9 protein-coding genes are annotated in these 11,760 nt (G+C 66.7%); 5 read left to right on the top strand and 4 right to left on the bottom strand.

Annotated elements, in window-relative coordinates; all coding sequences use genetic code 11:
• Positions 1-236 precede the first annotated feature (236 nt).
• The 4 genes from KHN93_RS17370 to KHN93_RS17355 all read right to left on the bottom strand — a co-directional run bounded on the left by KHN93_RS17370 (position 237) and on the right by KHN93_RS17355 (position 5,202).
• On the bottom strand, positions 237-965 hold the full coding sequence (locus KHN93_RS17370) for a UTRA domain-containing protein (RefSeq protein ID WP_211920900.1): 729 nt from the start codon (positions 963-965) through the stop codon (positions 237-239).
• A gap of 105 nt (positions 966-1,070) precedes the next feature.
• Positions 1,071-1,646 (bottom strand): nicotinamide riboside transporter PnuC, encoded by a 576-nt coding sequence (gene pnuC, locus KHN93_RS17365; protein ID WP_039518949.1) that lies wholly within the window; start codon positions 1,644-1,646, stop codon positions 1,071-1,073.
• Between the two features lie 197 nt (positions 1,647-1,843).
• On the bottom strand, positions 1,844-4,009 hold the full coding sequence (locus tag KHN93_RS17360; protein WP_211920899.1) for a TonB-dependent receptor: 2,166 nt from the start codon (positions 4,007-4,009) through the stop codon (positions 1,844-1,846).
• Between the two features lie 32 nt (positions 4,010-4,041).
• Positions 4,042-5,202 carry a phosphotransferase enzyme family protein gene (locus tag KHN93_RS17355; protein WP_104560046.1) on the bottom strand — a complete coding sequence of 387 codons (1,161 nt, stop codon included), beginning with the start codon at positions 5,200-5,202 and terminating at the stop codon, positions 4,042-4,044.
• A 356-nt stretch (positions 5,203-5,558) separates the two neighbouring features.
• Between KHN93_RS17355 and KHN93_RS17350 the strand changes: the two genes are divergently transcribed.
• The 5 genes from KHN93_RS17350 (at position 5,559) to KHN93_RS17330 (ending at position 11,758) form a co-directional block, all read left to right on the top strand.
• Positions 5,559-6,398: a glycosyltransferase family 2 protein gene (locus KHN93_RS17350; RefSeq protein ID WP_166769070.1), complete on the top strand. Its 840-nt coding sequence runs from the start codon at positions 5,559-5,561 to the stop codon at positions 6,396-6,398.
• A gap of 130 nt (positions 6,399-6,528) precedes the next feature.
• Positions 6,529-7,551 (top strand): hypothetical protein, encoded by a 1,023-nt coding sequence (locus tag KHN93_RS17345; protein ID WP_181141869.1) that lies wholly within the window; start codon positions 6,529-6,531, stop codon positions 7,549-7,551.
• Between the two features lie 13 nt (positions 7,552-7,564).
• A complete protein-coding gene (locus KHN93_RS17340; protein ID WP_104560044.1) occupies positions 7,565-9,472 on the top strand; it encodes a glycosyltransferase family 2 protein in 1,908 nt (635 codons plus the stop codon).
• Between the two features lie 49 nt (positions 9,473-9,521).
• Entirely contained in the window at positions 9,522-10,808 is a 1,287-nt protein-coding gene (locus KHN93_RS17335) for a hypothetical protein (RefSeq protein ID WP_181141868.1), read from the top strand.
• Positions 10,790-11,758 (top strand): glycoside hydrolase family 113, encoded by a 969-nt coding sequence (locus tag KHN93_RS17330; RefSeq protein WP_104560042.1) that lies wholly within the window; start codon positions 10,790-10,792, stop codon positions 11,756-11,758. The genes KHN93_RS17335 and KHN93_RS17330 overlap by 19 nt, the downstream gene beginning before the upstream one ends.
• The last annotated feature ends 2 nt before the right edge of the window (positions 11,759-11,760 follow it).

The raw sequence follows: 11,760 nt of genomic DNA, 5'->3' as shown, positions 1-11,760 counted from the left end.
CGAACAACCACGCAGTTGTTAGGCAGGCACAGATGCTGCGGCCTGCGTCATCCATCGCTTTCTTGAGCGTGCACCGGCATCCAGCTCGGTCGTTTACGACGCGTTGTCAGCCGCAAGGAGATCGCAACGATGCACTACAGATGCAACGAAGAAAGCAGCGCGTGATGCTCACCATCGATTCCCGATTCCCGATTCCCGATTCCCGAATCCCGAATCCCGAATCCCGAATCCCGGCGCTAAAGCTCCGACCGCATCGGTGCCTCGGTCCGTACCACCACATCCAGTGCATCGTGGCGCCAGGATTCGATATCCAGCTCCACCGCGCGGCCGTCTTCGGCGAAGCTGATCCGCTGCAGCCGGAAGCAGGGTGTGCCGGTGGTGGACTGCAGCAACAGGGCTTGCGCGGCATCCAGCCCGGCCGGATGCATCGATAATTGCGCGCGGCTCAGGAACAGCCCGAGTTTCTGGTTGAACACGCTCGACAGCGAGCCGGCCAGGTCGTGCTCCAGCAGGCCCGGTGCCCAGGCGGCCAGCACCACGTTGGTTTCCAGCAGCACCGCGCGGCGGTCGATCCAGCGCCGGCGTTGCAGCACGAAGACCTCTTCGTACGGCGTCTCCAGCCGTAGTGCGGCCGCGTAGGCGGCCCCCGCTGCCTGCCGGGTGGCACTCAACAGCTCGGTGCGCGGTTTGCGCCCTTGCGCCGCCACGTACTGCATGAAGCCGGCGATGCTGGTGGGGTCGTAGCGCACGCGCGGTGCGCTGACGAACCAGCCGCGCCGGTTCTCGCGGTAGATGCGGCCCTGCGCTTCCAGTTGCTGCAAGGCCTCACGCAAGGTGATGCGGGTGCAGCCGAAGCGTTCGGCAAGCTCGCGCTCTACCGGCAGGCGCTGATCCGGGCCCCATTCGCCGGCGGCGATCTGCGCGGAAACGATTTCGGTGATGGCGTGTTGGCGCGACGCGCTCATGCGGCGACCTGCCAATGGTGGCTGCGGCGCAGGTACAAGGCAGTTGGGTGAGAGAGGTGCATGCGGCGATGGTAAAGAAGAACGCGCCCGCAAACCGCAGGTGGCTCAGGCAAGGCCTGCCAGGTTCTGCTGCTGTTGGGTTTTCCAGCTGCGCCATCCATACAGCGCCAGCAGCACGAAGCCTGCATACAGCAGTGCGGTGGGGTACAGCCCCTTGCTGACGAACACGCCCACGTAGACGCAATCGAGCACGACCCACAGTATCCAGTTGGCGATGCGCTTGCGTGCGGCCCACACGCTGGCGACCAGGCTGAAGCTGGCCAGCGCCGCGTCCAGCCACGGCAAAGCGGCATCGGTGCGGTGATGCATGTAGGCACCGAGCGCGGCGGCGAACACGGCACCGATGCACAGCGAGATCCACAGCTCCGCCTGCGGCATCGGCAACGGGCGAATGCGTGTCTGTGCGGCCATCCCGCGCTGCCACTGCCACCAGCCGTACAGCTGGGTCAGCACGTAGACGCCTTGCAGCAGCATGTCCGAGTACAGCTTCCACTGATAGAACAGCCAGGCATACAGCGCCACCGCCACGATGCCGACCGGCCAGCACCAGCGAATGCGCCGCGCGGTCAGCCAGACGCCAAGCAGGTTGATCACGACGGCGGCAGATTCGAGCAATGACATGGAAGGTTTGGGGAGGATGTCTGATGGAAGAGGGATCGAGGGCAGGGACGCAGAACAGTTCAACGCGATCGTGCAGGCAGGCCGAGCGCGTTCACCGCCTGCAGCCGCTACCTGCAGCGCACGCGGCCCGCGCAGCACCGCTGTCGTAACCCATGCAGCTCATGCGTCAGCGGATCGCATGGCCGCATCGGCTGTGTTTAGAAGTCCACCTGCACGGTCAGACGCGCCGTGCGCGGCGCGCCCGGGAACAGGTACGCATCGCCCTGGTATTCGCCGCTATCGCGCCAGTAGCGCTTGTCGAACACGTTGTCCACGTTCAGGCGCCAGGTGGTGGCCAGCCCGCCCAGTGCGGTGGCGTAACGCGCGCCCAGGTTGGCCACGGTGTAGGCCGGCACGCTGGCGTTGCCGAGCCGGTCGGCGAACTTGCGCCCGCTGTATTGCACGCCTGCCAGCAGCGCCAGGCCATCGATGCTGGGCACGCTGTAATCGGCCTGCAGGCTGGCGCGCAGCTTGGGCACGTTGATGGCCTGGTGGCCTTCGTACTCGGCAATGTCGGTGTCTTCGGCGCGGGCGCGGATCGCCGCGACGCTGGCGAAGATGCGCAACTGCTCGGTGGCCGCGCCATCGGCCGACAATTCCAGGCCGCGGTTGTGCAGGCGGCCCTGTTGCACATAGCGCAGGCCACCATCGGCCTGCGGCTGGGTGAACTGGTAGGCCTGGCGGATGTCGAACAGCGCCGCGCCCAGGCGTAGGCCGTCGAGCTCGAATTTTGCGCCGGTCTCCAGCTGGTAGGCATTGGTCGGCGGCAGGATCTCATCGGCGTTGTCGGCAAACCACGGGGCGGTGCCGCCGGCGGCCAGGCTCTTGGCGTAGCTGGCGTACAGCGATACCTGCTGCTGCGGTTTGAACAGCAGCGCGGCCTGCGGCAGCAGCGTGTCCTTGCGCGTGCGTCGCTCCAGCACGCCATCGCGGTCGAAGCTGCGCTCGTCCAGGCGCACGTAACGCGCGCCCAGCGACAGCTCCCATTGCGGTCCCAGCCCGATCCGGTCGGCGACCACCAGGGCACGTTGGCGGCTGTCCAGGCGGCGTTGCTTCGGGTCCAGGGCGACGTCGGTCTGTGCAAACACCTCCGGGTCGCGGTCGATGCTGCCGCTGCCGACGAATTCGTTGACCGAACCGAAGCGATCGATGGTGCGGCGTAGCCAGTCGCCGCCGATGCTCAGGCGGTGATCCAGCGCGCCGGTGAGTACACGGCCTTCCAGCGTGGCGCGCAGTTGATCGTGCACGCGGGTGTCGTCGGGGCTGCGGTAGTCGTAGACGTCGTACTCGCCTTGCGCGCTGAAGAAGTTCGGGGTGACGATATCGGTGCAACTGGCCGCGCCATAACAGCCCCAGGCGAACGCGGAGAAATCGTTGATCACCGAGCGGCTGCGTGACGCTTCAGCGGTGGCGCGCCAGTTGTCGTTGAATTGGTAGGCGTAGCGCAGCTGCGCATTGAGCGAATCCATCTCCACCGGCCGCGACCACGGCTGGTAGCCGAGCAGGCGATGCACATCGATGTCGCGCGGTACCTGGGTGCCGCCCAAGAGTTGATAACCCGGCACCGAGCGTTGCTGCCGATGCTGATACTCCACATCCAGCTGCAGCAGCGATTGCGGGCTGATCTTCCAGTCGCCGGCCAGCGACAGGAAATTGCGATAACCGTCGGCGTGGTCGACATAGCTGTTGATGTCTTCGCGCGCGGCGTTGACGCGCAAGCCCAGGCTGCGCTCGGCGCCGAACCAGTCGCCCAGGTCGGCGGCCACATAGCGCGAGCCTTGTTCGTCGGTGCCCAGGGTCACGCTGCGCACGTGCTCGGGCCGCTTGGTGCGGTAGTCGATCAGCCCAGCCGGTTCGTTGACACCCGATTGCAGCCCGGCCAGGCCCTTGAGGATCTGCACCTGCTGCTTGTTTTCCAGTGCAATGGATTGCTCGCCCACCGCGCTCAGGCCGTTGATGCGGTAACTGTTGGCGGCATTGAGCGAATAGCCGCGCACGACGAAATTCTCGTAGTAGCCGATCGGGGCGTAGGCATCGCCGGCGGAGGCATCGGCGCGCAATACCTCGCTGAGCACGCGTGCCTGACGGTCGAGCAATTGCTGGCGCTCGATTACCGCGATCGAGGCCGGCGCATTCAGCAGCCGCGTGGCACCGAAGCCGGTCAAGGCCGTGCTGGCGTCGGCGCGTTCGCCACGCACGTTGACCGCATCCAGCTCGACTGCCTCGGCACCGGGTTGTTGCTGCGCGAGTGCAGGCGTGGCGATGCACAGCGCAAGTGCAAGCGCGAGCGGGCGGTGGTGGGGCAGGGGGGCGGACAGGTGCATGCGCAGGGCTCGAAAAGGAGAAGGAAAAACGCTCATGGCAACCGGCGCGCGCGCGCGTGCAGGTGATCGAGCAGACGCTGGCCATCGGCGCTGGCAAACCAGTCCGCATGGCCGAGCAGGTAACGGTGATAGGCGATGTCGGCGTTGTCGGCCGAGCGGGTGATGCCGGCGAAGTATTCGATCTCGCTCAGGGCGAAGTCGGCATGCACGATCGGCAGCAAGGCGGCCAACTGCCGCAGCTGCGCGGCGCCCAGTGCGCAGTGCCGGGCGTAGCCGTCCAGCAAGGCGTCGAGTTGCTCCAGCTGCGGCTGCGCGCGCTGCCCCGCATCCAGGTTCAACCATGGGATCAGATTGCGTTCGATCGCCGTGGCCAGGTCGAACATCGCAAAGCTGCGGTCGCACAGGCCGAAGTCGAACACCGCGCTGACCTCGACGTCGCCATCGTCGTGCGTGCGCCATAGCAGGTTGGAGGCATGCCAGTCGCCATGCGTCCACAGCGGCGGCAGGGCGCCGGGCGCCGACAGCACCGGCCAGGCCCGGGCGTGCCAGGGCAACAGGTGGTCGGTCAGGTCGCGGCGCCAGGGCCGTTCCTGAAAATCGGCGGCCAGGCCGGGGCGCGACAGCAAGGCCTGCTCCACTGCCCGGAGCGGGTCGGCCTGCGCGAACAGGACCAGGTTGGCCACCAGTACGCTGCTGCGGCGTGGTGGCGCATCGAACCCCTGTGCTGCCAGATGCAGGCGTGCCAGCGCGGCACCTGCCGCCGCCGCATGCGGGGCGCTGGTAAAGGGCGTCCACGACAGGGCATCCCGATACAGGTCCTGGCCGAGCCCTGCGCGCTGCACTTCGTAGACCCAGTCCGCATCGGCCAGGGCGGTGCGGCCCAGGGCATCGTGCAGCACCTCGACCACCGGTGCGCCGGCCCAGCGCAGATGCGCCATGAAGACGTGCTCTTCGCGCAACGCAGCGACATTGCGCACGCTGCGGTGATGCCGCTTGACGATGAGCGTGCCGCTGGCGGTGTCCACGCAGGCGGCGGCAGAAAACGGGCGGGCGCTGTGCCAGCGAATCAGTTCGCCACCGACGGGAACGGAAAAGTGCTGCAGCACGCGACGGATTTCGTCGGCGGTTAACACCGGCCAGTCGGGCAGCGCCAGCTCCAGGCTCATGCCGTGCACCTGATGCGAGGTGCTCATGCGCCCGGCTCCGGCAATGCGGTGCGGGTCAGTGGTATAGACCAGTCGATCGGTGCCGAAGCGGCGGACCCGGCGCGCGCGCCGGCGACAACACGGACGGCGCTGCCAGGCCGTCGTTGCGGCGCGCGCGCCATCAGGCGGTTGCGCTGCAGGGAATGAAAAGGCAGCGCAACACCGAAAGGTCGCTGGCCGTCATCTCGACACTAAAAAATGTGGGGCGCGCCGTGGGCGGCGCCTGCGCAAAACCGCTGGGCGGTTCCGGGCGCGCAGTATGCCTGCTGCTGCTGCCAGCCGCCATGTCGGCGCCGGCAGACGCACGATGGCGTTGCGCTGCCCCGGCACCGGATAATGGCCGGATGACTCCCGTCCAGATTGCCGCCGTCGTCGTCACCTATCAGAGCAGCAGCACCATCGATGCGTGCCTGTCGCGGCTGCGCGCGGCCGAGGGCATCAGCGAGATCCGGGTGGTCGACAACGCCTCCAGCGACGACACCCTGGAGGTCGTGCAGCGGCATGCGCTGGCCGATGCGCGGCTGCACTTCATCGCCAATCCCGACAACCCGGGTTTTGCGAGCGCCTGCAACCAGGGCGCGCGCGACTCGCAGGCGCCCTGGCTGGTGTTCATCAACCCGGACCTGATGGTCGAGCGCGACACCTTGGCGCAGCTGTGCGCACGCGCGGCCGGCCATGCGGCGGTGCTGTTGGGCGTGGAGCAGGTGGACGAGCACGGGCAGCCGGATGCCGCGGTGCGCCGTCGCGATCCGGATTTTGCCGCGATGCTGCGCGCGCCGCGCGCTGCCGCCCAGTTGGCAGTGCCGGCCGACCCGTCTGCGCCCCTGCAGGTGGTGGACGCCATCTCCGGTGCCTTGATGCTGATGCAACGCAGCCTGTTCGACCGGCTCGACGGCTGGGACGGCGCCTACCGCCTGCACGCCGAAGACCTGGACCTGTGCCGGCGTGCGCGTCAGGCCGGCGCGCTGGTGGCGGTGGCCAACGATCTACGGGTCGTGCACGTGCGCGGCGTGTCCAGTCGTGCGCGGCCATTCTTTGTCGAGTGGCACAAACACCGCGGCCTGTGGCGCTATTTCCGCAAGTTCGAGGCGGGCCAGCGGGGGCTGCTTACCCGGCTTGGCGTATGGCTGGCAATCTGGACCCACGCCGCCGCCCAGGTGCCGCGATTGTTGCAAAAGAGATGAGCTCGCTCGCGTTAAATTTGTGATAAATCAGTGATGGGTGGCGGCACTTAACTGTGATACGTTTCGCCTCGAAGTGTGATCAATCACTAGCTTCCTGTCCCTTCCGGGTCCCCCATCAGGAATCGTGCAAATGTCCTTACAGAACGACCCGCAATTGCGGGTACGTCAGCCGTGCGCCGCCGCGTTGCAGTCCAGTCCGGTTGTCTCGCCCTCTTCTCTTGATTCCACCGCTCGCCGCGTGCCGGTGGCTGCGCTGTCGGCGCTCGCGCTGAGCTGCCTGATGGCGGCCTTGCCGGACACGGCCGTGGCAGGCGCCTGGACCCAGCCGCAGGGCGACACCCTGGTGATCGTCAAGGCGCTGCATAGCGATGGCACCGGCTGGTTCGACGATGCCCATCACCGTGGCGATTTCGGCAACAACGGACGCAGCCGCCAGGACCAGCTCAATGTCTACGTCGAGCATGGCCTGAGCGACAAGCTGAGCTTTATCGGCAATTTCTATTTCACCGAAGTCGGTTTCAACAACGACGAACCGGTGAACGGTGCGCCCGGACGGGCACGCCGCAGCACCACCGGCTTTGCCGATCAGGAGATCGGCCTGCGCTACGCACTGCCAGGCGCGGCCGACGACGTCTGGCGTAGCTCGGTGCAGGCCCTGGTCAGTATCCCGGCCTATGGCCGTAGCAAGACCTATCACCCGAACAATCCTGGGCGCGACCCCGCGCTCGGCCTCGGCGACTACGGCCTGGAGCTGCGTTACAGCCGCGGCCGTGGTTACACGCTGGGCGGGCGCAACGGCTACGTCGATCTGGGTGGCGCGGTGCGCCTGCGCGGCAGTGCCGCTTCCGACGAAGTGCGGGTGGACGCGTCCACCGGCCTGAGCCTGACCCCGAGCTGGTTGCTGCTTGGCGAAGTCAACGTGATCCAGGGCCTGGGTAACGGGCGTAACGACGCGTTTGTCGTTGGTTCGACACCTGGCGATTCCGGCTTTGTCGCCACCGGCACCAACTACGACCTCACCAAGCTGCAGCTGTCCACGCTGTACACCGCGCCGGGCGGCAGCCAGTGGCAGGTGGGATATCAGCAGCCAGTGATGGGCCGCAACACTGGCGCCGCAGGTGGGCCATTCGTGGCCGCCTGGTGGCGGTTCTAAGGACGCCACGACAATGACGGTCACCTGCGAAATGGACGCGCTGGGACGGGCACCGGACATCGGCCGCGAACGCGGCTTGTTGGGTCGCGCGCTGGTCACGGCAGGCGTCATCACCGACGAACAGCTGCGTTCTGCGTTGGCGTTGCAGCAACGCTGGAACTCGCGCCTGGGCGATGTGATCCTGGCCCAGCGCGGTGTGCCGGCGCAGCGGTTCTACGCCATCGTTGCCGCGCACTTCGGCCTTGAGTTCATCGATCTGGTACAGCAGCCGCCGGATCCGGAGCTGCTCACCCCCGGCGATCTGGAAAGTTACGCGCAGCGCCTGCTGCTGCCGTGGCGTCGCGAAGACGGCGTGCTGGTGCTGGCCGTGGCCGATCCCGACCCGGCGGTGTTTGCCTGGGCGCGCGCGCACTACGGCGAGGACGTGCGTTTTGTCGGCACCGCCAAGTTCGACATCATCTGGAGCCTGCAGCGTTACGCCGACGAGCAGCTCACCGACAACGCGCTGAACCTGCTCGCCGCGCATGCGCCGACTTACTCGGCGCGCCAGGTGGTGACGCGCGGACAGAAGTTCACGCTGTGGGCAATCGCCGCTGTGCTGGTGATCGCAATGGTGCTGTTCCCGGTGCCGGCCCTGATCACCGTCAACGTGCTGGTGGCGCTGGGCTTTCTGGCGACCTTCGGACTGAAGCTGTTGCTGGTGTGGTTCGGCTCGCGCCACCGCATCGACATCAAGGTCACCGAGGACGAAGTGGCCGCGCTGCGCGATGACGACCTGCCGGTCTATACCGTGCTGGTGCCGATGTACAAGGAGCCGGAAGTCCTGCCGATCCTGGCCAACGCGCTGCGCAAGCTGGATTACCCGATCAGCAAGCTCGACGTGAAGCTGGTGCTGGAAGCGGACGATTTCGACACCATCGAGGCCGCCAAGAAACTCGGCCTGGAAGCGTTCTTCGAAATCATCCGGGTGCCGCCGTCGCAGCCCAAGACTAAGCCCAAGGCCTGCAACTACGCGCTGCATTTTGCCCGCGGCGAACTGCTCACCATCTACGACGCCGAAGACAAGCCCGAGCCGGATCAGCTCAAGCGCGTGGTGGCGGCATTCCGCAAGGCCGAGAAGGATGTGGTGTGCATCCAGGCGCGGCTGAACTACTACAACTCGGACGAAAACTGGCTGACGCGGATGTTCACGCTGGAGTACACGCTCTGGTTCGACTTCTACCTGCCGGCGCTGGAATACCTGCGCATCCCGATTCCGTTGGGCGGTACCTCCAACCACTTCCGTCTGGATGTGTTGCGCCAGGTGCGCGCCTGGGACCCGTACAACGTCACCGAAGACGCCGACCTGGGCGTGCGGCTGATCCAGAACGGCTACCGCGTCAACGTGGTCAACTCCACCACGTTCGAAGAAGCCAACGTCAGCATTCCCAACTGGATCCGGCAGCGTTCGCGCTGGCTCAAGGGCTACATGCAGACCTGGCTGGTGCATATGCGCGACCCGGTGCATCTGTATCGCAGCACCGGGTTCAAGGGCTTCTGGGGTTTTCAGTTCTTCATTGGCGGCGGTTTCTTCACCGCGTTGGGCGTGCCGGTGTTGTGGGCGCTGTATGTGGTCTGGGCAGTCACCGGGACAACCGCGTTCGAGCGCTTTTTCCCGCCGTGGCTGGCGACCGTGTCGTTGGTCAATCTGTTGTTGGCCAATGCGTTCTTCATCTACATCACGCTGGTGGCTGCGTTCAAACGCGACTACTTCAAGCTGGCGCCCTACGCGCTGACCGTGCCGTTCTATTGGGCGCTGCAGTCGATCGCCGCTTACAAGGGTCTCTGGCAGCTGATCCACAATCCGTTCTATTGGGAGAAGACCACTCATGGCATCAGCAAGCATTCGGAAAACGAGCGCCGCGCCGCACTCGAAGAGTGAGTCGGCAGTTTCGCGTCGTCACAGCGGGCTGCCGGCGTTTCTGGTCGCCGTGGTGGCCCTGTCGCTGCTGAGCCAGCCGTTGCTGCTGCAGTCGGTCGGCTCTTCCGCACCGGCAATCGCACCAGCAGCCGGCTTGCCGGCAACCGGTCTGTTGTCGTGGGCGATCAATCTGGGGCTGGACAGCTGGAACCTGCCGTTCCAGGTCTGGCCGTTCCTGGCGGTTGCCGCCAACGCGTTGTTCCTGTCGCTGCTGTGGCGCGATCTGGCCGGCGTGTTCGGGCGCGGCTGGGCCAGTGGTTTGACCGTGCTGGTGGGCTGCAATCCGCTGTTCCTGCTGCCGATCGCTGCAGGCGGAAGCCAGGCGGTGGGTCTGCTGGCGTTCTACGGCTTGTGCCGCACCTTGCGCCGCCTGCAGACGCCGGTAGAGGCCTTCACCTATCTGCGCATCGCCGGCTGGTTGTGCATCCTGCTGTGCCTGGACCTGCAGACACTGGCGCTGTCGACGATGGTGGCACCGTGGTTGCTGCTGGTGATGCCGCCGCAGATGCTGCGCAAGGCGCCGGGTTCGTTCTATCTGGTGTGCTATCTGCCGTTCGCGTTTCTGGTCGGCATGTGGGCCTACGTCAATCTGACCGTGTTCAACGCTCCGTGGCCGACGCTGTCCAGCATCGGGCAGGGCGCGCATCCGCTGCCGTTGCCGCTGGCCGAGCATGCGCAAGGCTGGTTGCCGGCGGTGCGCTGGGGCGTAGCGGCGGTGGTCTGCTTCCCGGTGCTGGCGTTGCTGGCCCGCAGCCGCAGCGGCGCGCTCACGCGCGGCGTGCTGGCCAGTGCCGGCACCGTGGTCTGTGCGGCGGCACTGTCGTTCGCCTTCGGCTGGGCCGGGTTCGACGCCTTGCTGCTGCTGTGGGTGCCGGCAGCGTTGCTGCTGCGCGCACTGCATGCCGATCAGCGCAGCCAGGCCGCTGGCTTGCTGTTGCTGGGCCTGATCGGTGCGGCCTGGGTGCAGCCGCAGGGCTGGGGCAGCTGGATGCGTGCGGCGCCTGCCGATGCGCAATCCTTGCTGCAGGGCGAGGCGGTGGTCATGCGCGCGCCGGTATCGTTGCCGATTGGCTCGGCGACGCCGGCAGCTGACGCTGTGCAGGCGCAGCCCACAGCTGCGACTGCCGCGAATGTGGCCGCACCCATGCAGCTCGCTGCCGGTGTCACCACGCCTGCTGCCACTGCTGCAATGGTGCAGCCGGACAAGAACACTGCGGTCATCGGTGCAATGGACTGCGCGCCTACCACGACCGCGTCCACCACCGAGGCATCCGCCACATGTTCAAACGCGTTCTGAGCACCGCGTTTCTGGTCGGGGCGTGCATGCTGGTCAATGGCTGCAACGCGGATGCATCGACGTGGATGGGCGCCAACGTCAAGGTCTCGGCCAATGCGCCGTGGGAAAGCGAGGCGGCGGGGCAGTCGCTGGACGCGCTGGCCAAGACCGGCGCCAGCAAGGCGTTGCTGGTCGCATTTGTGTGGCAGGCCAATCCGCAGGCGAACGACCCGGTGCTGGGCAGCGACAGCAGCGTGGAGGCCATGCGCGCGGCGTTGCGGCAGAGCCACCATGCCGGCCTGCAGGCCACGCTCAAGGTGCATGTGTGGATCCCCGGGCACTGGGCCGGCGACACCGCGCCCACCGACCAGGCAGCCTGGTTTGCCGCGTATCAGAATGCGTTGATGCCGTTGGCTAGACTGGCCGAAGACGAGCACGCCGAAGCGCTGGTGATCGGCACCGAACTGCGCAAGCTGCAGGACGCGCCGCAGTGGCCCGGCCTGGTGGCGGAAGTGCGCAAGGTCTACCACGGCAAGCTGCTGTACGTGGCCGACGGCATGGAGCACGCCGAAAGCTTCCGCTACTGGTCCTTGTTCGATGCGGTGGGCACCAGCCTGTATCCGCGGCTGTCCGAAGCGGCTGCAACGCGCACGGCCGAGATGAACGCCGCCGCGCAGCGCCTGCAGCAACTGGGCCAGCGCGTGGGCAAGCCGGTGTGGGTGGCGGAGTTGGGGCTGCGTTCTGCACGTGGCAGCCTGGCCGCGCCCTGGGAGAGCCCGGAGCAGCGCGCTGCTGCAGTGGACACCCGCCTGCAGCTGCAGGTGTTGCAGCAGTGGCGCAAGGTGCTGCAGGCGCACGGCGTGGAAGGTATCGCGCTGTGGTGCTGGTACACCGACCCCAAGGCCGGTGGCCCGGGCGACAGCGACTTCACCGTACAGGGCAAGCCGGCGCAGCAGGTGCTGGCGCGCTGAGC

Source organism: Xanthomonas arboricola pv. juglandis, from assembly GCF_905367715.1.
Lineage (GTDB): Bacteria > Pseudomonadota > Gammaproteobacteria > Xanthomonadales > Xanthomonadaceae > Xanthomonas > Xanthomonas arboricola.
Note: the sequence above shows the minus strand (reverse complement) of the source record. Positions and strands in the feature narration are given on the sequence as shown.